The organism is Actinoplanes derwentensis, assembly GCF_900104725.1.
GTDB lineage: Bacteria > Actinomycetota > Actinomycetes > Mycobacteriales > Micromonosporaceae > Actinoplanes > Actinoplanes derwentensis.
In genome coordinates, this window is sequence record NZ_LT629758.1 from 10,013,459 (window position 1) to 10,036,631 (window position 23,173).

At 69.0% G+C, this 23,173-nt stretch carries 22 protein-coding genes; 6 read left to right on the plus strand and 16 right to left on the minus strand.

Going from position 1 to position 23,173, the window contains the following annotated elements:
- The first annotated feature begins 2 nt into the window (after positions 1 to 2).
- Positions 3 to 1,553 (plus strand): methyl-accepting chemotaxis protein, encoded by a 1,551-nt coding sequence (locus BLU81_RS44800; protein ID WP_172890750.1) that lies wholly within the window; start codon positions 3 to 5, stop codon positions 1,551 to 1,553.
- A 140-nt stretch (positions 1,554 to 1,693) separates the two neighbouring features.
- On the opposite strand, the gene BLU81_RS44805 is transcribed toward BLU81_RS44800, so the two are convergent.
- The 9 genes from BLU81_RS44805 to BLU81_RS44845 all read right to left on the minus strand — a co-directional run bounded on the left by BLU81_RS44805 (position 1,694) and on the right by BLU81_RS44845 (position 12,365).
- The gene (locus tag BLU81_RS44805) at positions 1,694 to 2,065 is read right to left on the minus strand and encodes a CBS domain-containing protein (RefSeq protein WP_157752037.1); all 372 of its coding nucleotides are present in this window, start codon (positions 2,063 to 2,065) and stop codon (positions 1,694 to 1,696) included.
- Positions 2,066 to 2,154: 89 nt separating this feature from the next.
- A complete protein-coding gene (gene narI, locus BLU81_RS44810; protein ID WP_092555493.1) occupies positions 2,155 to 2,883 on the minus strand; it encodes a respiratory nitrate reductase subunit gamma in 729 nt (242 codons plus the stop codon).
- Complete coding sequence (gene narJ / locus BLU81_RS44815; RefSeq protein WP_092555495.1) at positions 2,880 to 3,575, minus strand: nitrate reductase molybdenum cofactor assembly chaperone; 696 nt, start codon at positions 3,573 to 3,575, stop codon at positions 2,880 to 2,882. The genes narI and narJ overlap by 4 nt, the downstream gene beginning before the upstream one ends.
- Positions 3,572 to 5,221, minus strand: coding sequence for a nitrate reductase subunit beta (gene narH / locus BLU81_RS44820; protein WP_092555497.1), 1,650 nt, complete (start codon positions 5,219 to 5,221; stop codon positions 3,572 to 3,574). The genes narJ and narH overlap by 4 nt, the downstream gene beginning before the upstream one ends.
- A gap of 1 nt (position 5,222) precedes the next feature.
- Positions 5,223 to 8,897 (minus strand): nitrate reductase subunit alpha, encoded by a 3,675-nt coding sequence (locus BLU81_RS44825; protein WP_373873346.1) that lies wholly within the window; start codon positions 8,895 to 8,897, stop codon positions 5,223 to 5,225.
- Positions 8,898 to 8,980: 83 nt separating this feature from the next.
- On the minus strand, positions 8,981 to 9,238 hold the full coding sequence (locus tag BLU81_RS44830) for a hypothetical protein (RefSeq protein WP_157752038.1): 258 nt from the start codon (positions 9,236 to 9,238) through the stop codon (positions 8,981 to 8,983).
- Positions 9,239 to 9,603: 365 nt separating this feature from the next.
- Entirely contained in the window at positions 9,604 to 10,077 is a 474-nt protein-coding gene (locus BLU81_RS44835) for a hemerythrin domain-containing protein (protein WP_092555503.1), read from the minus strand.
- Positions 10,070 to 11,341 carry an MFS transporter gene (locus tag BLU81_RS44840; protein WP_092555505.1) on the minus strand — a complete coding sequence of 424 codons (1,272 nt, stop codon included), beginning with the start codon at positions 11,339 to 11,341 and terminating at the stop codon, positions 10,070 to 10,072. The genes BLU81_RS44835 and BLU81_RS44840 overlap by 8 nt, the downstream gene beginning before the upstream one ends.
- 169 nt (positions 11,342 to 11,510) lie before the next feature.
- The gene (locus BLU81_RS44845) at positions 11,511 to 12,365 is read right to left on the minus strand and encodes a DUF2249 domain-containing protein (RefSeq protein WP_231953830.1); all 855 of its coding nucleotides are present in this window, start codon (positions 12,363 to 12,365) and stop codon (positions 11,511 to 11,513) included.
- Positions 12,366 to 12,415: 50 nt separating this feature from the next.
- Here BLU81_RS44845 and BLU81_RS44850 point away from each other — a divergent pair, with 50 nt between their 5' ends.
- Complete coding sequence (locus tag BLU81_RS44850) at positions 12,416 to 13,180, plus strand: helix-turn-helix transcriptional regulator (RefSeq protein WP_092555507.1); 765 nt, start codon at positions 12,416 to 12,418, stop codon at positions 13,178 to 13,180.
- A 607-nt stretch (positions 13,181 to 13,787) separates the two neighbouring features.
- Here the strand turns inward: BLU81_RS44850 and BLU81_RS44860 are convergent.
- Positions 13,788 to 14,927, minus strand: a complete 1,140-nt coding sequence (locus BLU81_RS44860; protein ID WP_092555511.1) for a molybdopterin-binding protein — start codon at positions 14,925 to 14,927, stop codon at positions 13,788 to 13,790.
- Positions 14,928 to 15,036: 109 nt separating this feature from the next.
- Between BLU81_RS44860 and BLU81_RS44865 the strand changes: the two genes are divergently transcribed.
- Genes BLU81_RS44865 through BLU81_RS44875 form a run of 3 tightly spaced genes read left to right on the plus strand, consistent with a single transcriptional unit; the run spans position 15,037 to position 18,838 of the window.
- Positions 15,037 to 16,239 (plus strand): hypothetical protein, encoded by a 1,203-nt coding sequence (locus BLU81_RS44865; protein WP_231953831.1) that lies wholly within the window; start codon positions 15,037 to 15,039, stop codon positions 16,237 to 16,239.
- Positions 16,236 to 17,468 (plus strand): hypothetical protein, encoded by a 1,233-nt coding sequence (locus BLU81_RS44870; RefSeq protein ID WP_231953832.1) that lies wholly within the window; start codon positions 16,236 to 16,238, stop codon positions 17,466 to 17,468. The genes BLU81_RS44865 and BLU81_RS44870 overlap by 4 nt, the downstream gene beginning before the upstream one ends.
- Complete coding sequence (locus tag BLU81_RS44875; RefSeq protein ID WP_092555515.1) at positions 17,465 to 18,838, plus strand: multicopper oxidase domain-containing protein; 1,374 nt, start codon at positions 17,465 to 17,467, stop codon at positions 18,836 to 18,838. The genes BLU81_RS44870 and BLU81_RS44875 overlap by 4 nt, the downstream gene beginning before the upstream one ends.
- 87 nt (positions 18,839 to 18,925) lie before the next feature.
- Here the strand turns inward: BLU81_RS44875 and BLU81_RS44880 are convergent, their stop codons facing one another.
- The 4 genes from BLU81_RS44880 to BLU81_RS44890 form a co-directional block, all read right to left on the minus strand.
- Positions 18,926 to 19,255, minus strand: a complete 330-nt coding sequence (locus tag BLU81_RS44880; protein WP_157752039.1) for a hypothetical protein — start codon at positions 19,253 to 19,255, stop codon at positions 18,926 to 18,928.
- A gap of 29 nt (positions 19,256 to 19,284) precedes the next feature.
- A complete protein-coding gene (locus BLU81_RS48955) occupies positions 19,285 to 19,452 on the minus strand; it encodes a hypothetical protein (protein ID WP_157752040.1) in 168 nt (55 codons plus the stop codon).
- 82 nt (positions 19,453 to 19,534) lie between these two features.
- A complete protein-coding gene (locus tag BLU81_RS44885) occupies positions 19,535 to 19,744 on the minus strand; it encodes a hypothetical protein (protein WP_092555519.1) in 210 nt (69 codons plus the stop codon).
- Positions 19,741 to 20,703 (minus strand): hypothetical protein, encoded by a 963-nt coding sequence (locus BLU81_RS44890; RefSeq protein ID WP_092555521.1) that lies wholly within the window; start codon positions 20,701 to 20,703, stop codon positions 19,741 to 19,743. The genes BLU81_RS44885 and BLU81_RS44890 overlap by 4 nt, the downstream gene beginning before the upstream one ends.
- A 114-nt stretch (positions 20,704 to 20,817) precedes the next feature.
- On the opposite strand from BLU81_RS44890, the gene BLU81_RS44895 reads away from it, so the two are divergent.
- The gene (locus BLU81_RS44895; protein WP_092555523.1) at positions 20,818 to 21,528 is read left to right on the plus strand and encodes a TetR/AcrR family transcriptional regulator; all 711 of its coding nucleotides are present in this window, start codon (positions 20,818 to 20,820) and stop codon (positions 21,526 to 21,528) included.
- A gap of 260 nt (positions 21,529 to 21,788) precedes the next feature.
- Here BLU81_RS44895 and BLU81_RS44900 read toward each other — a convergent pair whose 3' ends face one another.
- Entirely contained in the window at positions 21,789 to 22,121 is a 333-nt protein-coding gene (locus tag BLU81_RS44900) for a cupin domain-containing protein (RefSeq protein WP_092555525.1), read from the minus strand.
- Between the two features lie 218 nt (positions 22,122 to 22,339).
- Positions 22,340 to 23,140 carry a YwiC-like family protein gene (locus tag BLU81_RS44905; RefSeq protein WP_092555527.1) on the minus strand — a complete coding sequence of 267 codons (801 nt, stop codon included), beginning with the start codon at positions 23,138 to 23,140 and terminating at the stop codon, positions 22,340 to 22,342.
- Positions 23,141 to 23,173: the final 33 nt, after the last annotated feature.

Sequence of the window (23,173 nt, forward strand, 5' to 3'; positions counted from 1 at the left end):
TCGTGTCCGCCATCTTGGTGGCGGCCGCGGTCTCGGGTTTTCAGACCCAGCGCACGGCAAGCGAGCAGGCTCGCCAGGCGATGCAGCTCACCGGGCAGGTGATGGAGGCCAAGTTCCGCACTGCGGACGTCGCCGGCTGGCAGACCGGGTATGCCTTCGACTTCAACCGGGGGGTCGCTGGCGCCCTGTCCGACACCGAAGGGCAGCGCAAGCAGTTCCTCGACTCGGCCGCCGCTCTGCGCGCCGGGTACGCCGCCATCGGCACCAGCGACCTGACCGCTGACGAGCGTGCGCTGCTGCAGCAGGCGACCCAGCCCTTCGAAGTCTTTTTGCAGATCGATACGCGCATCGTGGGGGCTTACCGCTCCGGCACCCCCGCGTCGATCAAGGCCGGCAACGACCTGGCATCGGGCGAGTCGCTCGACGCGTTCGGCAAGACCGCGACGGCGACCAGCGAACTCGCCGCCAAGGTCACCGCCCGGGCCATGCAAGCCGCCGCGTCGGCCGCCGCATCGGCACAGACCGGCAAACAGACGACGATCCTTGCTGGCGTCGTGGGCCTGCTGCTTTCGATCTTCGTTGCCGGGATCGTGATCCGCAGCATCTCCCGCCCGCTGGGCGCCCTGCAAACCCGGCTGTCCGACATCGCCGAAGGCGACGGTGACCTGCGGGCCCGCCTCGGCGAGTCCGGTCATGACGAACTCACCGTCGTTGCCCGCTCGTTCAACCAGTTCGTGTCGAACATCGCCGAGGCCATGAAATTGGTCGATGAACGCTCACGCCAGCTCGCCGGCAAATCCCGGCAGTTGACTACGGTGTCCGGCGACCTGGCCACGTCGGCCGACGAGACCAGCCGACGTGCGGCCGCCGCCAGCAATGCGGCCGAGCAGATTTCCGACAGCGTGCACACCGTCGCCGCCGGCGCCGAAGAGATGGGTGCCTCGATCACCGAGATCGCCCGCAGTGCCGGCGAAGCCGCCCGAGTCGCCGCGGACGCCGCCGGCATCTCCGCCGCCGTCACCGGCACCGTCGGCAAACTCGGTGACTCCAGCCGCCAGATCGGCGAGATCGCCAAAGTCATCAGCGCTATCGCCGAACAGACCAACCTGCTCGCCCTCAACGCCACCATCGAGGCCGCCCGCGCCGGCGAACAGGGCAAAGGCTTTGCCGTCGTCGCCGGCGAGGTCAAGGAACTGGCGTCCGAGACGGCCCGTGCCACCGCCGACATCGACACCCGCATTGCCGCCATCCAAACCGACACGGCCGATGCCGTTCAGGCCATCACCCAGATCAGCGAGGTGATCGACCGCATCAACGCCCTGCAGACCACCATCGCCTCGGCCATCGAGGAACAGACCGCCACCACCAGCGAGATGAGCCGCAACATCGGCGACGTCGCCACCGGCTCCACCGGCATCAGCGCCGACGTCACCGCGGTCGCCACCACCGCCGCGACCACCACCACCGGCGTGATCGCCATCCGCGACGCCGCCGACGACCTCGCCCAGGTCTCCCAAGATCTGCAAACACTTGTCGGCCGTTTCCGGTTCTGATTTACGGCGCGGCTACCAGCGTCTTTCGCCTCGGCGATCGAGTCGTTAGTGGCGTTGCGGGCGTCGACACATCTCCAGAACTGGCCGCACGTCATTGAGCGTGTTCGGCCGTCCGCGTTTGGACCTGGTCCGGTACGGGTCTATGGAAGGTCTCGTGAGCGGGCTGCGACGTCGGCGTCGGAGCAGAATCCTGTTCTTCGTTGTTTGAGGCACATCAGGCCGAGCAGCGATCCGTCTGCGGTGACCACGGCCACGCGCCGGATTCCCAAGGTGATCAGCAGGCCGTGCACCACAGCCGTCGGAGTGTCCGGTGACACCGTACGGTCGACGAGCGTCGACCAGCCCAGTGCAGGGCCGAGGGTTCCCGGTGGCGGGAGGTCGGTCCGCGTCACGGTCCCGGTAAGCCTCCTGCCGTCAGTCAACAGCACCAGGTGCACATGGTCGTTATCCAGGGCTGCCCGCGCTTGCATGATCGACGCATCGGCAGGAAGTGTCTTCGGATGCCGAAGCATGACCTCACGGACCGTCGTCTCGGTCTCGGTGCTGCTCTGGTGAAGGTCGACGCCGTGTTCGCCGGCATCAGGCAGGCGCGTCTGGGGATTCATTGGGAGATGCGGTCCCAGCCGCGCCGCGGCCGGTGGCTGCCCAGCTGTTCGTCACGGCTGCGGTAGACGATGTAGGGGCGTGTCAGGTAGCCGATGGGTGCGCTGAACACGTGGACGAGCCGGGTGAACGGCCACAGTGCGAAGAGGCCGAAGGCGAACAGTGCGTGCAGTTGGAAGCCCAGTGGCGCCCGGGCCATCAGGCTGGCGTCCGGTTGGAAGGCCAGGAACGAGCGGTACCAGACCGAGACGCCCTCGCGGTAGTTGTACTCGCCCCCGATGGTCATGATCGAGCCGGCGATGGTGTTCCACATACCGAGCACGATCACGACCGCGAGGAACGCGTACATGACCTTGTCCATGACGGTGGTCACGGAGAAGACCGGGCCGACCGTACGCCGGCGGTAGATCAGGATCATCATCCCGGCCAGCGCGGCGACACCCGCGATCAGACCGCCCGTGACGGCCACCACGTGATAGCCGCGGTCGCTGATCCCGACCGCCTCCGTCCACGACTGCGGCACGAGCAGACCGATGACGTGGCCACCGACGACGCCGAGCATCCCGAAGTGGAACAGCGGGCTCCCGATGCGCAACAGCCGGTTCTCGTAGAGCTGGCTCGACCGGGTGGTCCATCCGAACTTGTCGTAGCGGTAGCGCCACACGTGCCCGACGACGAAGATCGTCAGGCAGACGTAGGGGACCACGATGAAGAGGAACTCGTTCATCGGCGTGCTCCTGGGAATGAGGGCATGGACAGGAAGGTCGGTTTCGATGCGGCGCCGGCGCTGAACTGTGGCGCGGCGAAAGGCGCCAGCCCCACCTCCTCTTCCGGGGGGCCTTCGGCGGCGAGGCGGCGTACGGCGTCGCGCTCTTCGCCTCGCAGCGGCGGCAGGGTCGCGGTGACCGCGTCGATCAGGGCCGCCCAGGGGGAGGCCATGTCGGTGAGCGAGGCGCGCAGCAGTTCGAGTCCCGCCCGGTGATCGAGCATCAGGGCCCGGCCGCGCTCCTGATCCACCGTTGCCGCGAACTCGAGTACCACGCAGAGGTGATCGGGCAGTTCCGCGTCGTCGAGCTCGTAGCCGGCGCTGAGGTAGGTCTGCTTGAACCGCAGCAGGGCCAGCCCTCGTTTACGGGTGTCCCCGTGGGCGAAGTAGGTCAGGAACAGGTTGCACCGGCGACGGTTGTCGAACGTTTCGACGTACTCGGCCTGCAGTTGCGCCAGGGGTGTGTGTTTCAGGTGGTCCGCGAACCCGCGGATCGAGTCTCCGATGGCCACCGGCAACCGCTGCGTGGCGCCCCGGATCAGGTCAAGGCGCGCCAGCAACTCGGCGTCGGGATAGTCGAGCAGTAGCGACACCGACTGCCAGACGATCGTCAGCTCCTGCAGTGACAGGGCGCCTTTCGGCCGGCGGTTCACGAGTCTGTCTTTCTCGGCGGGAAGAGTCCCGGGGGTGAACCCTTGCCGTCCCAGTTCAGGAGATTGACGCGCTTGTCCTTGTCGTCGGGCGACGCGAGTGTGTCGGCTGTCTGGCGGTCCTGGAGCATCTGGAAGTTCTCGACGGCGATCGGCGTCGGTGCCCCGGAGCCTTCTCCGAAGAGGTCGTGCTGCCCGCCGCCGTACGCGGAGACCGAACACTCGGTGGCCAGTTCCTCCAGGGAGTGCGCCTGCTCGGCGTGCGCCGGCGGGATGACGTAGCGCTCGTCGTACTTGGCGATGGCGAGGAGCCGGTACATGTCGTACATTTCCTCTTCGCTCATCCCGACGGCGGCCGGGATGGCACCGTTCGGGTCGCGGCCCATGTTGATGTCGCGCATGTAGCAGCGCATGGCGGCCAGCTTCTTGAGTACGGCGTCGACCGGTCTGACATCGCCTGCGGTGAAGAGTTCCGCGAGATATTCGATGGGGATGCGCAGGGCGTCGATCGCTGCGAACAGGTTGCCCTTGTCCTCGGCGTCCTCGCCGGTCTCCTGGACGACGTCCACGACGGGTGACAGCGGTGGGATGTACCAGACCATCGGCATGGTGCGGTACTCCGGGTGCAGCGGCAGTGCGACCCGGTAGGTGTTGATCAGGGCGTAGATCGGGGAGCGCTGTGCGGCGTCGATCCAGTCGCGGGCGATCCCTGCCTTCTCCGCCTCCCGCATGACGTCGGGGTCGAACGGGTCCAGGAAGACCTCACGTTGCGCCTCGTAGAGACCGTGGTCGTCCTCGGTCGACGCCGCCGCCAGCACCTTGTCGGCGTCGTAGAGCATCAGGCCGATGTAGCGCAGCCGGCCGACGCACGTCTCGGAGCAGACGGTCGGCAGGCCGACCTCGATCCGCGGGAAGCAGAACGTGCACTTCTCCGCCTTGCCGGTCTTGTGGTTGAAGTAGATCTTCTTGTACGGGCAGCCTGACACGCACATCCGCCAGCCCCGGCACTTGTCCTGGTCGACCAGGACGATGCCGTCCTCCGCACGTTTGTAGATCGCACCGCTGGGGCACGACGCCGCACACGACGGGTTCAGGCAGTGCTCGCAGATCCGCGGCAGATAGAACATGAAGGTCTGTTCGAACTCGAACTTCACCTTGTCGCTGATCTTCTTCAGCATCGGGTCGCGGTGCGCGGTAGCGGTGGACCCGCCGAGGTCGTCGTCCCAGTTGGCCGACCATTCGATCTTCATGTCCCGGCCCGAGATCAGTGACTTCGGACGAGCGACCGGCGTGTGCTCCTGAGCAGGAGCATCGGTGAGCGTGGAGTAGTCATAGGTCCATGGCTCGTAGTACTCCCCGATCGAGGGGAGCTTGGGGTTGGAGAAGATCGTGAAGAGCTTCTTGAACCGCCCGCCGCCCTTGAGCACCAGTCGGCCGCGTTTGTTGAGCTCCCAGCCGCCCTTCCACTTCTCCTGGTCCTCATAGGTTCGGGGGTAGCCGAGACCGGGGCGGGTCTCCACGTTGTTGAACCAGATGTACTCGGTGCCGGTGCGGTTGGTCCACGCCTGTTTGCAGGTCACCGAGCAGGTGTGGCACCCGATGCATTTGTCGAGGTTCATCACCATCGCCATCTGGGCCATGACGCGCATGTCAGTACTCCACGTTCTGTGAGCGCTTGCGGATGACCGTGACCTCGTCGCGCTGGTTGCCGGTCGGGCCCAGGTAGTTGAACGCGAACGTGAGCTGGGCGTAGCCGCCGATGATGTGGGACGGCTTCACCAGGATCCGGGTCAGGGAGTTGTGGATGCCGCCCCGTTTGCCGGAGGTCTCGGCGATCGGTACGTCGATCAGCCGGTCCTGTGCGTGGTACATGTACACCGTGCCCTCGGGCATCCGGTGCGACACGATGGCTCGGGCGACCACGACCCCGTTGCGGTTGACGGCTTCGATCCAGTCGTTGTCGCGGATGCCGACCTTGGCCGCGTCCCGGTCGCTCATCCAGATGTTCTGGCCCCCGCGCGAGAGCGACAGCATGAACAGGTTGTCCTGGTATTCCGAGTGGATGGACCACTTGTTGTGCGGGGTCAGGTACCGCACCGTGAGCCCTTCGACCTCGGCGGCTCCTGTCCCGTCGGAGACGTTGCCGAGTGCCGGTTCCGAGAACAATGCCGCCATGTTGAGCGGTGGCCGGTAGACGGGCAGGCCCTCGCCGAGCTCGGTCATCCAGTCGTGGTCGAGGTAGAAGTGCATCCGGCCGGTCAGGGTGTGCCAGGGTTTCTTGCGCTCCACGTTGATGGTGAACGGCGAGTACCGTCGCCCGCCGGTCTCGGAGCCCGACCACTCCGGTGAGGTGATCACCGGCACCGGGGGGCCCTGGGTGTCGGCGAAGGTGATCTGCTTGCCTTCGTGCTCCTCGGCGAGGTCGGCCAGCCGGACACCGGTGCGTTTCTCGAGCGTTTTGAACCCCTGGGTGGCCAGATGCCCGTTGGTGGTCCCGGACATGGCCAGGATCGCCTCGCAGACGTTGACGTCCTTCTTCAGCGACGGACGGCCGTCGGCCACGCCCCCGCGAACGGCGCCGTTCTTGCGTCGCAGGTAGTCGACCTGCTCGCCCAGTTCGAAGGTGACGCCCTTGGTGGTGGCGCCGAGGGTGTCGACCAGGGGGCCGAGCGCGTTCATCTTCTCGGCGATCGCGCCGTAGTCACGTTCGACCTCGACGAGTTTGGGCATGGTGACGCCGGGGATCGGCTCGCACTCGCCTTTCTTCCAGTCCCGTACGACACCGTGCGGGTTGGCCATCGCGTCCGCGGTGTCGTGGGTGAGGGGGACGGCGACGACGTCTTTGCGTACGCCGAGGTGGGTGGCGGCGAGGTCGCTGAACTTCGCTGCGATGCTCTGCCAGGCGTCCCAGTCGGTCCGGGTCTGCCACGGGGGTGCGATCGCCGGGTTGAAGGAGTGCACGAAGGGGTGCATGTCGGTGGTGTTGAGGTCGTGTTTCTCGTACCAGGTCGCGGCCGGGAGAACGACGTCGGAGAAGATCGTGGTGCTGGTCTGCCGGAAGTCGATCGTCATGAGCAGGTCGAGCTTGCCCTCGGGTGCCTTGTCCCGCCAGGTCACGTCGACGGGGCGCTGGTGCTCGGGTGTCTCGGTCGCCCGGACCGAGGAGTCGGTGCCAAGCAGGTGCTTGAGGAAGTACTCGTTGCCTTTTCCGGACGAGCCGAGCAGGTTGGCCCGCCAGATCGAGAGGATGCGCGGGTAGTTGTGGGGGGCGTCGGGGTCCTCGCCGGCGAAGTCGAGCTCGCCGGATTTGAGCTGCTCCACGACGTACGTGCCCACCGGTTTGCTGGCGGCGGCCGCATCGTCGGCGAGGTCGAGGGGGTTGCGGTCGAACGTGGGGTAGGACGGCATCCAGCCCATCCGCGCGCTTTGGGCGATGACATCGGCTGTGGACTTGCCCGCCAGCTGGCCCTTGCCGGTGGTGGCGGAGAGGGTGTCGGCGCCGAACTGGTCGTACCGGAACTGGTTGGTGTGCAGGTACCAGAAAGCCGTCTGGATCATGTTGCGCGGCGGGCGGCTCCAGTCGAGGGCGTTGGCGATCTGCGTATAGCCGGTGATCGGGCGGACCTTCTCCTGCCCGACGTAGTGCGCCCAGCCGCCGCCGTTGACGCCCTGGCATCCGGTGAGGTTGGTCAGGGTCAGGAACGCGCGATAGATCGTGTCGGAGTGGAACCAGTGGTTCGTGCCGGCCCCCATGACGATCATCGATCGGCCGCGTGACTCCTCGGCGTTCGCGGCGAACTCCCGCCCGATCCGGGCAGCGGTGGCGGCCGGGACACCGGTGATCGCCTCCTGCCATGCGGGGGTGTACGGCGCGTCCGCGTCGTCGTAGCCGCGGGCCCATTGCCCCGGCAGGCCGTCACGGCCGACGCCGTACTGGGCGAGCAGCAGGTCGAAGACCGTGGTGACGAGGTGCCCGTCGACACGGCGGACCGGGACGCCGCGGGGTAGGTCGGCGGCCGCTCCGTCCGCGGTGTCGAAGCGTGGCATCCGCACCAGGACGGTCTCCTCGGCGCCGTCGAGCAGCGAGAGCAGCGGATCGACATCACCGAGTTCGAGGTTCCACCGGCCGATACCGGCGTCGCCGAACCGGTGACCGAGCGAACCGTTCGGGACGACCGGCTCCCCCGTGCGCGCGTCGATGAGAACGGTCTTGAAATCGGCGTTCTCCTGCGCCGCGCCGGTCGGGGCCAGGTCGGCGGCCGTCAGGAACTTGCCCGCGGTGAACGCGCCGTCACCGGCGTCGTCGAGCTTCACCAGGTGAGGCAGGTCGGTGTAGGCCTTCACGTACTCGGTGAAGTACGGCGTCTGCCGGTCGACGAAGAACTCCTTGAGTACGACATGGCCCATCGCCATGGCCAATGCGCCGTCGGTGCCCGGTCGGGCGGGCAGCCACTCGTCGGCGAACTTCACGTTGTCGGCGTAGTCGGGAGCCACCGCGATCACCTTCTGGCCGCGATAGCGGGCCTCGGTCATCCAGTGCGCGTCGGGGGTCCGGGTGACCGGCAGGTTGGAGCCCCACATGATCAGGTAGCCGGCGTTCCACCAGTCACCCGACTCGGGAACGTCGGTCTGGTCGCCGAAGACCTGCGGGGAGGCGACCGGGAGATCGGCGTACCAGTCGTAGAAGCTCAGCATCGAGCCACCGACCAAGTTGATGAAGCGTGCACCCGACGCGTGCGAGACCATCGACATCGCCGGAATGGGCGAGAAGCCGGCCACCCGGTCGGGGCCGTACTTCTTGATCGTGTGGACATGCGCGGCGGCGACGATCTCGCACGCCTCCTCCCAGGTGGCGCGCACGAGGCCACCCTTGCCGCGGGCGGACTTGTAGGCCTTCGCCCGCCGCGGATTCTCCACGATGTGCTCCCACGCGCGCACCGGATCACCGTCGTGCTGGCTCTTGGCCTCGCGGAACATCTGCAGAAGTACGCCACGGACATAGGGATAGCGGACCCGGGTCGGCGAGTAGGTGTACCAGGAGAACGCCGCACCGCGGGGGCAGCCGCGGGGCTCGTACTCCGGGGAGTCCGGACCGACCGACGGGTAGTCGGTCTGCTGGGTCTCCCACGTGATGATGCCGTCCTTGACGTAGACCTTCCACGAGCACGAACCGGTGCAGTTCACCCCATGAGTCGAGCGGACCACCTTGTCGTGGCTCCACCGGTCCCGGTAGAAGTCGTCAGCCTGCCGGCCACCCCGCTTCGTGAGGGTCCGCAGGTCATCCGACACCGTGCCCTTGGTGAAGTAGCGACGGGTGCGTACCAGGGCATCGCTCAGCGGGCCGTCCAAACCTGGCTGATCGGGGTGTCCCGAACTGCCGGTGTTGTCACGGGGGTTCTGGCCGGGCGTCATGATAGGGACATCTCCTCGTCGTGCCGATGCGCGGTTCGGCGTACGGCGGTCAGGGTCAGTAGCAGGGTTGAGGCTGCGTTCGCCGGCGGCAACCGCAGCCCGACGACATACGGGGTCGCGCGAACCAGGCCGCCCTTGCCGAGCTCCGATTTGTGCCGGTGGGACTTGACGGGGTCGCAGACAACGTCGGCCCACGCGGCGACCGGGCCATCGCTGCAGGCGGCCTTGGGCTCGCGGTACATCTTGAGCAGCACCCCGCGGATGTACGGGTAGTGCACCCGGGTCGGCGAGTAGGTGTACCAGGAGAGCGCGGCGACGCGCGGTGATCGACCGAGACGTCGACCCGGGCGGAGAATCTGCGGGTGCCGACCAGCGTTTCGGTCACCGAGTCGTCCCGGCCTGCTGGTTGTCGCGGGGTCTGTTGCGGGTCGGGTCGGCTGCCCGCGATCGGGTCTCCCCTCGAGGACCGTCGAGACGTTCGTAGTCCGCTTCCGCGTGATGAATTTCATCTTAGACCCCAGACATGCAGGAACATTGTCATTTTCTTCCGGCTTCCGGCTTCCGGGCATGGCGGCCTGGACCGAACCTGAGGGCGCCCATGGAAGCATGGGCCGGTTGGTCAGCGGCCGAAAGCTGGCAGCACAGTGCCGACCTTGGCGCGGATGGTGTCGACAGCGTCCCAGTCGTCAGGATTCAGGTTGGCGAGCGCGGCCGGGAAGACGCCGTCCTGCTCTTTGAGGATGTGCTCGCGGAGCAGTTCGAGGGTGGCGATGAGCAGGCCGGGCCAGGTCGGGTCGGTGGGCGTTCCGTGCGCGGCTTCACCGAGGACCGCTTCGATGTGCCGGTGGTCGGCCAGCAAGGCCGTGACGTGGTCAGGGAAATCGGCGGCCAGCGCTGGGAACAGGCCGTGCTCTTCGACCTGCGTGTGCGGCTCGAGGACAGCCGTGATCCGGCAGGCCAGTTCTGCCATGCGCGCATTATCGGTCGCCGCATGGGCGCCGCGGACTTCGCCGATGAGGTTGACGACCAGGTCATGTTCGCGGGTCAGATCGTCGATAGCGGTTATGGCCTGGCAGCCGCAGTACTCACACATGGGCGGCGCTCCCGTTGACCGTGGTGCCCCGGTCGGCCGGTCGGCCGACGCTTTTGGCGACAGCGGTCACCGTCAATGCCAGCGCGGCGAGGGCGACGAATGCGAGGGCGGCCAAGCCGAAGGCGTACGAGTCGTACTGCTCGTACAGGGCACCCATGATCAGCGGTGGGACGAACCCGCCGAGGCCGCCTGCGGCGCCCACGATGCCTGTGACCGAGCCGACCTTGTTCTGTGGTGCGAGCAGGGCGACCAACGCGAAGGTCGCGCCGCTACCGGTGCCGAGCGCCGCCGCCATGGCCAGGAACGCGATCGTACCCAGCGGCGCGAGGTTCGGGGTGAACGCCGCGGTGGCCGCCCCGACGACCACGACGGCGAGCGCCGAGGCAAGGACACGGGTGGGGCCGAGCCGGTCGGACAACCAGCCGCCGATCGGGCGCATCACCACGGCGAGCAGCACGAACCCGGCCATTCGGTTGGCCGCGTCGGCCGGGGCCAGCCCGTAGGCGGCCTTCAGGTAGGCCGGAAGGTAAACCGAGAACGCGACGTAGCCGCCGAACAGGACGGCATACAGAGCTGCCGCCTGCCAGGTGATCCTTAGCCGTGCGGTGGCTGCCAGCCGTTGCGCCAGCGGCTCGGTCGGCAGGATCCGGCCGGGTGCGTCACGTAACAGCAGCGCCGTCAGCGCGGCGTAGGCGGCCAGGACGATCGCGGTGACGATGAACGGGGTGGCGATGCCGTGGGCGGTGACGAGTTTGACAGTGGTCAGTGCACTGATCGCGGTGCCGCCCATGCCGACGCCGAACAGCCCGATCGCCAGACCCCTGCGCTGGGGCGGGAACCAGGCGTTGACGACCGGTACGCCGATGGCGAAGGCGGTACCACCGATCCCGAGGAAGAATCCGCCGACCAGCAGCCCGGCGAACGAGGAGTGCCCGGACAGGCCCAGATAGAGCACCGGGACGATGGTGGTCAAGGAGACGAGCGGGAACATGACCCGTCCGCCGAACCGGTCGGTCAGCGCGCCGACCGGGATCCGGCCCACGGAGCCGACGACGACCGGTACCGCGACCAGCAGAGCCTGTTGGAACGCACCTAGGTGGAGAACATCCTTGAACCTGGGTGCCAGCGGGCTGAGTAGCGCCCAGGCCCAGAAATTGACCGCGAACCCGACGGCGGCCAGGACGAGCGTCACCACCCGCTGCCGTCCCGTCCCGGTCGCTTGTCCGGCGCCGGGCGTACCGGCGCTGGGCTGCCCTGTGCTCATCGTTGTCTCCACGTGTCGTTTCGCGTCGGTGGTCATCGATCCAGGCCGTCGGATGCGGCGCCCTCGGCCAGCGTGCGGACTCCGGCCCCGGAAGCAGGGCCACGGGTTCCATTAACGTGGGCCGGACATCCCGGTGGCATCATGTGAGATTCGATCCGTCGAACGATCTTCACGCTGGCTCCGCAACCCGTTCCAGGCGGATCTGCCACACCGCGGGCCCGGACTGCAGCCACTGGGCGTCGATCTGCGCGCCGAAGCGGTCACCGATCTCGGCGAGGACCGGGCGGGGCGCGTGCGAGGCGACCAGGACGACCGCATCGCCGGGCAACAGGGCAGCTACCGTGGACAGTACCAATTCGTGCCGCTGTTCGTGCTCGACTTCGCGCACGTCAAGGCGGCGGTCGACACCCAGCGGCAGCGCAGTCGTGGCCGTCTGGTCGACGCCGCAACCGCAGCTCTCACCGCCGCATCCGCCGGCCGGTCGCTCAGCAGCGGAGCTACCGGCTGCGATTTCATCGTCGGCGCCGAGCAGCTCATGCATGCCGGCCAGGATCTCAGCCAGGGAAACCTCCGGCGCCGCGGTCAGCAGCGGCAGCACCAGATCGTTCTCCTTAGCCAGGTGGGTCACGAACATCGCATCCAGCGCCCTGGCAGCCGCGGCTGCCCGCACCAGGGAACTGGTGCCCGACACCTCAGCGACCAGCGCGGTCAACACAACGTGCTCGGCGGTCATGCCTTGGACGAGCAGGTTCCCGGCGGGCACGGCCGCAGCCGACGGGTAGAGGGCCACCTCTTCAGCCGCGGCGTGCGGAAGCACCTCCCCGTGCAAGTACGCCAGCAGGTCCCGGCGGGCGTCTTCCGCCTTGAGCAGGTATCCGCCGTCGACGAGGTGAAGGAGTGCCTCGACACGCCGACGCACACCCGCGGCGAGTTGAGCGTGATGCCGCACGACGGCTCGGGCGGCGGTCTGATCCGCAGCGCTGCCGGCGTGGTTGATGGCTCGGACCGGTCCGGGTTGTGACATGACGCCCCTCCACTAGTTTTGCTGGCCTTTACCGTTATAACCTTGTTTCCATGACCGCGATAGGGCCCGGACCATCCAGTGAGGTACCAGACACCGCCCGGCATCGAGCACTGGCAGCAGCGAGCCGGGTCCGGATGCTGGACCTGGTGCGCCGCACCGAGGGCGGGGTGACCGCGGCAGAGGTGGTCGAGGCGACCGGGCTGCATCCGAGCACGGTGCGGGCACATCTGGACCAGCTGGCGAAGTCGGGCCTGCTGGCCAGACAGCGCCGCAGTGACGGCTCGCCGGGCCGGCCGGCCTGGCGCTACCTGGCCGTCGAGCGTCCCGAGGAGCACGACGACGGTGCCGGCCGGCCGTATCGAGAGATGGCCGCCGCACTGATCGGGCACCTCGCCCGGGACGCGGACGACCCGCAGGCCGCTGGCGTGCGTGCGGGTCGGGACTGGGGCCGATCGCTGGTTGCGCCGCTGCGCGAGACCGCCGTCCGGACCACACCGATGGATGGTCTGGTGCAGGTTCTGGATGGGCTCGGTTTCACCCCGCAGGTCGTCGACCGGCCCGGACCGGGCGCCGCGGTCGTGCACCTGCGGTCCTGCCCCTTCCTGGAACTCGCTCTCGCGCACCCCGATGTGGTGTGCGGTGTGCATCTGGGAGTGATCGGCGGCGCGCTGGGCGCGTTGGGCGCCTCGGCCGCCGATACCGACCTGGAACCGTTCGCCGCGCCGGGCGTCTGCGTGGTCCGGGTCCGGACCCACTCGGCCCCGATGCCCGCGGCGGCCGCCGAACCCGCGAACGGCGAGCGGGCGTGCCCGTGAACGGCCGGCCTGGCATTCCGGTCGCAGCGCGGCTCCCGTTGCTGGCGGCCGGCGGGTTTGTGCTGCTCGGTGGCCTGTACGCCGCGCTGCTGCTGCTCGACGCGCCGTTGCCCGACACCGCGTCCGGCGCCGGGCAGGTACACCGGGGGGCAAGGTCAATCCACCCGGGCCGGGCGATTGCCCGACCTGCGGTGAGGCGGCGGTGCTCATCGGCCCTCGGTAACCGTGGTGTGCCGTGAGCCCAGTTCATGGTCACGTCCAGCGGCGTCGTGTTCAAGGTTGGTGCGGTCGTAGGTCGAGATCGGGCGGTGGCGTTCCCGGTTGTCGGCCCCGGGTCCGGCTTTCAGGTCCGCGGTCGTCGCCGTCGAGCCCGACGGGTGATGCAACGGGCGGCATCGGTTCCTCCTGCAGTGCGGTTTCAGCTGGGACTGTGTGCACTTTGCAGTACCGGGAGCCTGCCCGCCGCCGTTGCGGTGCGGCCAGACGGCAAGTCCCTTGTCGTGGCGTATGCCCGCTGGGGCGCGGCGAGGTGGACGGGCTGGTATCCCGCGGCTGTCGGGGTTGTGGGGGCACGATCGACCGGACCATGCCCGGCGCTCACGCTTGATCAGGCGGGGGTCAGGGTGGCTGCCCGGTCACCGGAGGTCCAGCGTGGCGGTAGTACGGCGAGTGCGTCGGCTGCCGCGGCGGCACGCAGCCCGGCGGAACCCGTGCCGGCGATGATCCTTGCCGTGGCGCCGTCGATGCGGACGGGGACGATGCGTACGCCGCCGGGCACCGGTGTCGCGGTGCCGGTCACCTCCGTGGTGGGCAACGGGCCGACGGGCCGTCCGCTGAGGGTGCGCAGCAGCGGTTCGAGCAGGGTGAGGGCGGCCACCAGGCCGGCGTGTGGATTGCCGGGCAGGCTGATCACGAAGCGTCCGTCCGGTAGGCAGGCCAGGGCCTGCGGGTGGCCGGGGCGGCAGGCGACCGACCGTACGTGCCAGGTCGCCTTCTCGGTGTTCAGCACGGTGTGCAGGTGGTCAGCGGCGCCGGCCGAGGAGGAGCCGCTGACCACGACCACGTCGGTGTCCGCGTCGTCGAGCGCGGTGTGCAGCAGTGCCGGGTCGTCACGCAGGAGACTGCTGGCGCTCAGCAGGCCGCCGGCCCGGTGCGTGATGGCGTGGACCAGCCCGGTGAAGCTGTCGCGGACCTGGCCGGGACCGGGCGTGCCGGCGGCGATGATCTCGTCTCCGGTGACGAGCAGGGTGACCGTCGGCGGCTGGTGGGTGAGCACGTCTTCGGTACCGGCCTGGACGGCGGCTGCGGCGATCGTGGCGGTGACGATCCGGCCGGCGGGCACGATCAGATCACCGGGCCGGGTGTCGTCGCCGGTGCGGCGGATGTGGCGTTGGCGGCCGATCGTGCCGGTCACGGTCGGCCCGTCGCAGTGGCTGTGCTCGTACGGCAGGACAGCGTCGGCGTTGGCGGGGACCGGTGCTCCGGTGCCGATCTCGACGGCGGCGCCGGTCGGTAACGGGTGGATTTCGCCCGGATGGCCGGCCAGGACCCGGCCGGTGACGGTCCACGGTCCCGGCCCGGCGATGGCGTAGCCGTCCATGGCCGCGGCGTCGAAGGCCGGCGCGGCCGACCGGGCGAGTATCGGGGCGGCCAGGACGCGCCCGGTCGCCGTGCTGATCGCGAGGTGTTCGGAGGGCAGCGGCTGCGGCGTGTCGCGGGCGGTGGCGTAGGCCTGTTCCCACGGCATCCCGGACGGATGCCGGTCGGCTGTGCCGGCACGCGATGTGGGGGACGACGTTGTGACATGGAACCCTCCCAAGGTTTTGACGTTAAATTGCGTTGTAACGTTAACGGCCGTGGAAACCACACGGAAAGGTCCGTCCGGCGAGAGACTCGACACTCCCCGGCGCCCGGCGCGGGGATCGGGCCGCAACGAAGGAAATCCCCGGCCGGCCGGCCGGGTGCCGGTGGCCTGGCGTGTTCCCGTCCTGCTGGCGGGCGGATTCGCGTTGGTCGCCGGTCTGTACGCCGGGGTGCTGCTGCTGTCGGTGCCGGTCCCGGCTCCGACCGTCGCGCTGGAGCAGGTGCACGGGCCGGTGATGGTGTTCGGCTTCGTCGGCACGCTGATCGGCCTGGAACGGGCGGTCGCGCTCGGCGCCCGCTGGGCGCTGCTGGGTCCCGCCTGCTCCGGGGCGGGCGCGATCGGCCTGGTCGTGGCCGGCCCGGGGGCGGCGGGGCACGGGTTGCTGATGCTGGCCGCGGTGATCCTGGTGGGCGTCTACCGGGCGTTGTGGCGGCGCCAGCCGAGCGTCGCGCTGCTCGCGCAGGCGGCCGGGGCGTTCGCCTGGTATGCCACCACCCTGTTGTGGCTGGCCGGGTTCACCGTCGCCGAGACGGTGCCGTGGCTCGCGGTGTTCGTCGTCGCGACGATCGCCGGGGAGCGTCTGGAACTGGCCCATGTCGCGCTGCGTGACCCGAACGCGCCGCGTCTGTTCCTCGCCGCGGTTCTGACCCTGGTCGTCGGGGCCGCAGGGAGCACCGCCGTACCCGTCGCGGGGGCGCATCTGTTCGGTTTCGGGTTGCTGGCGGTGACGGCTTGGCTGGTGGTGTACGACGTGGCCCGCCGCCTGGTGCGTTCGTCCGGCCTGCCCCGTTACATCGCGGTGGGGTTGCTGGCCGGCTACGCGTGGCTGGCCCTGGCCGGTCTGCTGTGGGCCGGTGGCGGCCTCGTCCTGGACGGTCCCCGGTACGACACGGTGCTGCACGCGGTGTTCCTCGGCTTCACCATGTCGATGATCTTCGTGCACGCGCCGGTGATCCTCCCGGCGGTGCTGCGCCGCCCGCTGCCGTACCACCGACTGTTGTACGCCCCACTCGTGCTCTTGCACCTGTCGCTGCTGATCCGCATCGGGTTCGGTGACGGCGCGGGCTGGGAGCCGGTGTGGCGGTGGGCGGGCCTGGCCAACGTCGCGGCGGTCGTCGGGTTCGCCGGATGCGCCATCGCACTGTCGGTGGTGGCGCAGCCGGAGGTCCGCAGTACCGTCCGGGTGGCGTCGTGACCACCGCGGCAACGCCGGTGCAGACGAGCGGAGGTCTGAGCGAGCGCGCCCGATGGCATCGCCGGGCCGCGCTGATCCCCCTGGCCTACCTGGCAGCCCTGATGGTGGTGGCATTGGTTCACCCGTGGCTGCCGGCGTGGCGGTGGCTCGGAATGCACCTGCTGCTGCTCGGCGCGGTCACCAACGCCATCCTGGTGTGGAGCGCGCATTTCACCGCCGCGATCCTGCGGATCCCGGCACCGGCTCACCGCCGCGCTGACGTGACGCAGTTGACCGTGCACAACGCCGGGGTCATGGCGGTGCTGGCCAGTGGTGCTTTCGACCGGCCGTGGCTCGGCGTCGCCGGGGCGGTGGCGGTGTTCGCCGCGGTCGTGTCCCAGCTGCTCTGGCTCGCCCGCAAGCTGCGGGCCGCGGTCCCGTCCCGGTTCGCGATCACCGTGCGCTACTACCTGGCCGCCACGACGGCGCTGCTGACCGGGATCCCGGTGGGAGCGTGGATGCTCGTGGTCGACGACACCACCCGGCCGCGGTTGCTGCTGGTGCACGCCCACGTCAACCTGCTCGGCTGGGTCACCCTCACCGTGCTCGGCACCGTGCTCACGTTCTGGCCGACCGTGCTGCGGACCCGCATGGCCGACAGCGCGGCCACCGCCAGCCGTACCGCACTGCCCACCGCGGTGACCGGCCTGGCCGTACTCGCGGTCGGGCTGCTGTCCTGGTGGCCGCTGCTGGCAGCCGGCGGGCTCGCCCTGTTCGCCATGGCCGTCGCCCTGACCGCCGGCCCGGCCTGGCGGGCCGGGCGAGTCAAACCTCCCGCCTCGTACGCCGCCTGGTCCATCGCCGCCGCCGGCGGCTGGCTGATCCTCGCCTTGGCCGTCGACGCCCGGATCCTGCTCACCGCCGGCACCGCCGCCCAGGCCGCCGACCGGTACAGCACGATGCTGACGCCCCTGCTGATCGGGTTCGTCGCGCAGGTGCTGCTCGGCTCCCTCAGCTACCTGCTGCCCATGGCACTCGGCGGCGGCCCGGCCGCGGTACGCGAGCGCACCTCGGTCCTCGACCGGCGCTCCGCCCAGCGCGTGACCATGGCCAACACCGCGCTCGTGGTCTTCCTGCTGCCGGTCGGCTCCTACATCCGGATCACCACGTCCCTGCTGATCCTGGCCGCTCTCGTGCAGTTCCTGATCCCCGTCACCCGCGTGCTGCTGACCGCCCGGAGGAAACCGTGACCCATCCCGCACCACAGCCGGCGACCGGCGGGCCACGCCACCTCGGCGGATTCGCCACCGGCCTGGCCCTCGTCCTGACCGCCGTCCTGGTCGGCACGGCCGCCCAGCGCATCACCACCACGAACCCCACCCCGGTATCCGCCGCCGGGGTCACCGCGACCGGGCACACCACGACGGTGGCCGTCACCGCCGACGGGATGCGTTTCCACCCGGACCACATCACCGTTCCGGCCGGAGACCGTCTGGTCATCGATCTGACCAACCGTGACCACCGGCGCCACGACCTCGTCCTGGCCACCGGCGCCACGACCGGCAGCATCGGCCCCGGCGCCGGCACCAGCCTCGACGCCGGCATCATCGGCAGCACCGTCGACGGCTGGTGCTCCCTGCCCGGACACCGGCAGGCAGGCATGACACTCACCATCACCACCACCGGATCACCGGACACCCCCGGTGAGCACAGCACCGGCCACACCACCGGCGACGCGCCCGCCGTAGCACCGTCGCTCGACGCGATGGCCACCCCGGCCGCCGGGTTCACCGCCCGCGACGCCGCCGCACCGGCGACTCCCACCGCCCGGGTGCACCGGCTCGACCTGCACGTCCAAGAGGTGCAGCGGGAGATCGCACCCGGGGTGACCCAGCAGCTGTGGACGTTCAACGGCACCGCCCCCGGCCCGGTGCTGCGCGGGCGTGTCGGCGACACCTTCGAGATCACCCTGATCAACGACGGCAGCCTCGACCACGGCATCGACTTCCACGCCGGCGCTCTCGCCCCCGACCAGCCGATGCGTCCCATCAACCCCGGCGAACGCCTGATCTACCGGTTCACCGCCACCGCAGCCGGCATCTGGATGTACCACTGCTCGACCATGCCGATGCTGCACCACATCGGCAACGGCATGTACGGCGCGGTCATCATCGACCCACCCGGCCTGCCGGCCGTCGACCACGAATACGTCCTGGTCCAATCCGAGTTCTATCTCGGCGCCGACGGCCGGTCTGGCGACCTGGCCAAGATGCAGACCGAACGCCCTGACGCCGTCGTGTTCAACGGCTACGTCAACCAGTACGCCCACCGCCCCCTGACCGCCGCCCTCGGTGACCGGATCCGGATCTGGGTCCTCAACGCCGGCCCCAACCGCGCCAGCGCCTTCCACGTCGTCGGCGCCCACTTCGACACCGTCTACCGCGAAGGACAGTGGCAACTGCGCCCCGACGATCCCGGCGCCGCGCAAGTACTCGACCTGGCCCCGGCCGGCGGCGGATTTGTCGAAACGGTCCTGTCCGAGCCCGGCCACTACCCGTTCGTCAGCCACATCATGGTCGACGCCGAACGCGGTGCCCGCGGCCTCATCACAGTGCACTGACACCCGGGGTTCCCGCAGGCAGGCCGAAAGCTAACGCATCTGGCGGAACAGGACAAACGCGTTCCGGTTCACGGCGTTCGGGTGAACCTACTGCTGCCCGCCATCACGGTCGACCAGGTGGTTGAGCAGTCCCACGATCTCGGTCAGGCTCGCGCCGTGCTGGTCGCGGATGTGGCCGACCGCCCCGGTCAGATGGTCGACCTTCTCACCGAGCCCGCTGATCGCCTGCCCCTGCTCGAGTTGCGTCTCTCGTAGAGCATGGAGCGTGCGGGTGTGCCCGCGCAGTTCGGACCGGTAGTCGGCGACGTCGCGGTCGGCGCCGGATGCCAGCGCGCGGGCCGCAGCCGCCTCCTGGCGCAGCACGCTGACCTCGGCTTCCAGCGCGGCGACCCGCTGGGCGAGTTCCTCCAGGTTCATGATGGTCACGATACCTTTCCGTGATGCGGCTACCGGCAGGGAAAGTGGGCGGCCGGTTCGGCACGGTCGTCGATGAGTCTGCAGATCGTCGGCCGGGACACCGCGAAGTGCCGGGCGATGCCGGTGACGTTCCCGGCTGGCCGGCCGTCGGGGCCGCGTTCGTCGAGTATCTGGTAGGCCTGTTTGATCTGGCACATGGACAGCGTGTGCGGGTGCCCGCCGTTGCGGCCGTGGTTGGTGGTGGCGGCCAGGACTTCCCGGGTGCCCTCCGCGATCAGTTTACGGTGAATTCCTCGAGCGCGCTGAGCAGGGGAACGCGGGCCGGCCGGTGGACGTGGAGGTGTCGATGTCCTGCTGGGTGACCGTCTGGTTGCGGGATCGCCACAGTGCCGTCGCCGCGCCCGTGAGCAGCAGCGCCACCCCGATCGGCGCTTCGGTGCCGCTGGCGGGCGCGACGTGCCCGGCATGGGCGAGCAGGGTCGCGATCATCGCAGGTTGAAGGTGGTTGCGACGGCTGGGGCCTCGGCGAGGTGGATGGTGTGGGTGGTGGCGATGTGCAGCCAGGCGTTGCCGGTCCGCAGCGTCGTGACGGCCTTCGCGAGACCCCAGAACGCGACCTGCATGAACCAGGCGAGAGACAAGGCGGCGCGCGCGGGCGAATCCCAGGCGAGGAACGCCTCGGTGATGTTGAGGGCGCCGTACGCGAGTGCGGACAGGACCGATCCGGTCACCCATGACCGCGCCAGAACCGACAACCGCGGGGTCAGCAGCGACTGAGTCGTGATCATGATGGGTAGGAACGACCCGACGATGAACAGCACGAGGGTCAGCGCGTGCCCGGTGACGGACGTCGTGTAGTACTCGGGGGTGGCGACGAAGAAGATCGGCGGGAGCCCGACGAGGAGGAAGTAGGGCATCCAGGCCTTCGGCCGGTCGAACCGCAGCAGCATGCTGTCCGGGCGGTAGCCCAGCCGGTAACGGAAGAACCAGTACGGCAGCACCGCAAGGGTGACGAAGTTGAAGATTGCCCAGGTCAGGGTGGTCGCGGGGGTCTGCCGGTCCCAGACGGCCTGCGCGCCGGGTGCGAGCCCGACGAACGCGATGTGGGTACGGATGCCGAACACACTGCCGGCCGCCAGGACCGCCGCCATCCAGGCGAGTAGTCCGGCGGTCTCCCTGCCTGGATTGCGGAATTCGGGGGCGTTGCGATGGTCGATAGGTGCATGCCGTCGTGCGAGCAGGAATAGGAACGTGATGCCGACGACGCCGCCGATGATGCCGGAGAAGTACCCGATCGGCTCTTGGTCGGAGAGTGGCAGTACGGACCGGTCGGTCGTGAGGATGTAGGCGGTGGCGGCTGCCCATGCGGCAAGGAACAGCAGCAGCCATCGGTTGGTGAACAGGTCGCGGACGGCGGTCGGTGCCGCCGTCGGTGCTGCGGTGGTCATGGACGACTCTCCCAATGCAGTGCTCTCATAGAGAACGATGTTCTTGTTTAGAGCATTGTTCTCCCAGCTCGGTGTGTCAAGAGCAGTGTTCTCTTTTCGTGGGATCATGGCGGGATGACGACCGCTGCCACCGGCCTGCGGGCCCGCCGCCGACAGGAGTTGCTCGCTGCCATCCGGGCCGCTGCCCTCGAGGAACTACGTCGCGCCGGCGCTGCCGGCCTGTCCCTGCGTGCTGTCGCCCGCGAGGTCGGAATCGCCGTTTCCGCCCTCTACCGCTACTTCCCGAGTCGCGACGAGCTGCTGACCGACCTCATCGTCGCCGCATTCGACGAGCACGCCGACGCCGTCGAAACCGGCGGTGCGCACGATGACATGGGGGAGGCGCTGCGTGGGGCCTGCCACGCGTACCGGGCATGGGCGGTGGCCCACCCAGCCGAGTTCGGGCTCGCTTACGGCACACCCGTCCCCGGCTACGTCGCGCCGCCGCAAGACACTGCGCATGCCGGTAGCCGCATCGGCCGGTTCACCCTCGAGCTGTTCGCCCGCGCCCACGCCGGAGGCCACCTCGACCCCGACACCCTGCACCGACGCGCAGCCCGCCTATCGACGGGCACCGCCGAACAACTCGAGGCGTGGTCCATGCGGCACGGACGACGTGTGCCGACAGAGGTCCTCGCCGTCTGGCTCGACCTGTTCGTCCGACTCCACGGTCTGGTGTCCATGGAGGTGTTCGGTCTGCTACGCCCGATCACCCCGGACGCTGCCACCTACGCCGCCGAAGTCATCGACACCGAACTCGCCGCCCTGCTCCAACCCCGACGCTGAACGCCCACCCGGTCGAGGCGACGACATGCCCCTGGGCTGCCCGTCCGACAACAGCCGAGAGGATGCCCCGTGAGACTGGCGAAGACGGCCGAGTTCAAGCTGCCGGATGGGACAGACAGCCCGATACGCGCCGGGGCGCGTCTGAAATCCGGCGCCGGGGTGTTCTACGAGGTCGTTGGTGGGACGGCGCCGGTGCTGCGCCGACGGGACGTGGATCGAGTTGGTCGGGCTCGGGGGCAAGGCGAGACTGGGCTCGCCGGTTACGGGAGCTTCGCGACGGTCAGCAGGACTGCGGCGTCCTCGACAGCCGACAGGGTGTGCCGGGCGTCGGGCACGACGATCAGATCCCCGGTCTCGCCGTCCCAGAACGTGTCCCGGGTGGTCAGACGCACTCGCCCGGACAGCACGTGGACGGTGGCTTCACCGGGATTCTCGTGTTCGTCGAGAGTCTGGCCACCGAGCAACGCGATCAGGGTCTGGCGCAGTGTGCGGGTGTGCCCGCCGACGACGGTGTGGGCGCTACGGCCGCTCGGTGAGGTCCGGGCTACCTCAAGATGTTCGGCGGCGAGGGCCGACAGTGATGACGTGGACATGATCTGTTCTCCTGTTCGGTCGGTTCCGGGTCGCCTGACGGCGCCCCTCATGGCGGCGGTGAAGGCGGCGACGGGTGCGACGCCGGACGCGTGCAGGGCGGCGTCGGCGGCAGACGGTTCATCGGCGATGTGCGGGTGGACATGTCCAGACGGTGGTTGTATGCGTAGATCCGACCGTGCAGAGCAGGCGGCCCGTGGCCGGTTCGGCGCATCACGGGTCATATGGTGGCCGCCACCAGGACGAGGACGCTCGCACCGATCTCCAGGAAGCCGACCTGCTTCGGCGTGAGCCTGCGGCCGGGCAGCAGCCACGCACGCGCCAGCAGCAGGGCGAAGACCAGCGCGGGCAGTGCCCCGGTCGAGGCTGCTACCGCCAGCGCGAGCAGGTGATAGCCGATCGAGAGCCGGCGGTACGCGACGACCCCGCGTTCGCGGATCATCGTCTTGACGTAGAGCACCGTACCGGTGAAGTAGAGCAGCACCAGCAGGAACGTAAGCAACACGTGGGCGAGTGGCTGCCCGGCCACCTGCGCCACCATCAAGATCATGAGACAGCTCTGCGCGACTGAGGCGAAGTCGTTGACCAGCGCCCGCTCGTTACGGCGTACGGCATAACCGATGTTCACGGCGGCGAGCGCGATGAATGCCGGCGCGAACACCAGCAGCCCGGGACGGACGATCAGCAGCGGAACGGCGAACACCGCGGTGGCCGTGCCGTAGGCCAGTAGCTGTGTACCGAATCGGCGCGGCCGGCGGGTCTTCACCGCCTGCAACCCGAAGTAGGACAGCAGATAGCCGGCCAGCCACGCGCCGAGCAGAGGCAGGTCGGGCCACCGGAACCCGGCCACCAGCAGACCCGCCGAGTAGGGGATCAACAGCATCGCCCAAGCACCGTGCTGAGGCGGTATGTACCGGCGAACGGCGGAACGGCGAGAACCGCTGCGACGGCTCGATCCGTCACCGGCTCGCGACGTCCGGCTCGCAGAGCCGGTTTCCTCACCGGCGGTGACGGGGTTCATATGCTTCACGCTGTGGCCTCGGATCGTGGGCAG

Bases quoted from the DNA above. Each gene is read 5' to 3' on its own strand.
- BLU81_RS44805 (WP_157752037.1), bottom strand. From the start codon at position 2,065: ATGCTTCGGCATCCGAAGACACTTCCTGCCGATGCGTCGATCATGCAA.
- narI (WP_092555493.1), bottom strand. From the start codon at position 2,883: ATGAACGAGTTCCTCTTCATCGTGGTCCCCTACGTCTGCCTGACGATC.
- narH (WP_092555497.1), bottom strand. From the start codon at position 5,221: ATGCGCGTCATGGCCCAGATGGCGATGGTGATGAACCTCGACAAATGC.
- BLU81_RS44835 (WP_092555503.1), bottom strand. From the start codon at position 10,077: ATGTGTGAGTACTGCGGCTGCCAGGCCATAACCGCTATCGACGATCTG.
- BLU81_RS44840 (WP_092555505.1), bottom strand. From the start codon at position 11,341: ATGAGCACAGGGCAGCCCAGCGCCGGTACGCCCGGCGCCGGACAAGCG.
- BLU81_RS44845 (WP_231953830.1), bottom strand. From the start codon at position 12,365: ATGTCACAACCCGGACCGGTCCGAGCCATCAACCACGCCGGCAGCGCT.
- BLU81_RS44850 (WP_092555507.1), top strand. From the start codon at position 12,416: ATGACCGCGATAGGGCCCGGACCATCCAGTGAGGTACCAGACACCGCC.
- BLU81_RS44860 (WP_092555511.1), bottom strand. From the start codon at position 14,927: ATGCCGTGGGAACAGGCCTACGCCACCGCCCGCGACACGCCGCAGCCG.
- BLU81_RS44880 (WP_157752039.1), bottom strand. From the start codon at position 19,255: ATGAACCTGGAGGAACTCGCCCAGCGGGTCGCCGCGCTGGAAGCCGAG.
- BLU81_RS48955 (WP_157752040.1), bottom strand. From the start codon at position 19,452: ATGTGCCAGATCAAACAGGCCTACCAGATACTCGACGAACGCGGCCCC.
- BLU81_RS44885 (WP_092555519.1), bottom strand. From the start codon at position 19,744: ATGATCGCGACCCTGCTCGCCCATGCCGGGCACGTCGCGCCCGCCAGC.
- BLU81_RS44890 (WP_092555521.1), bottom strand. From the start codon at position 20,703: ATGACCACCGCAGCACCGACGGCGGCACCGACCGCCGTCCGCGACCTG.
- BLU81_RS44895 (WP_092555523.1), top strand. From the start codon at position 20,818: ATGACGACCGCTGCCACCGGCCTGCGGGCCCGCCGCCGACAGGAGTTG.
- BLU81_RS44900 (WP_092555525.1), bottom strand. From the start codon at position 22,121: ATGTCCACGTCATCACTGTCGGCCCTCGCCGCCGAACATCTTGAGGTA.
- BLU81_RS44905 (WP_092555527.1), bottom strand. From the start codon at position 23,140: ATGAACCCCGTCACCGCCGGTGAGGAAACCGGCTCTGCGAGCCGGACG.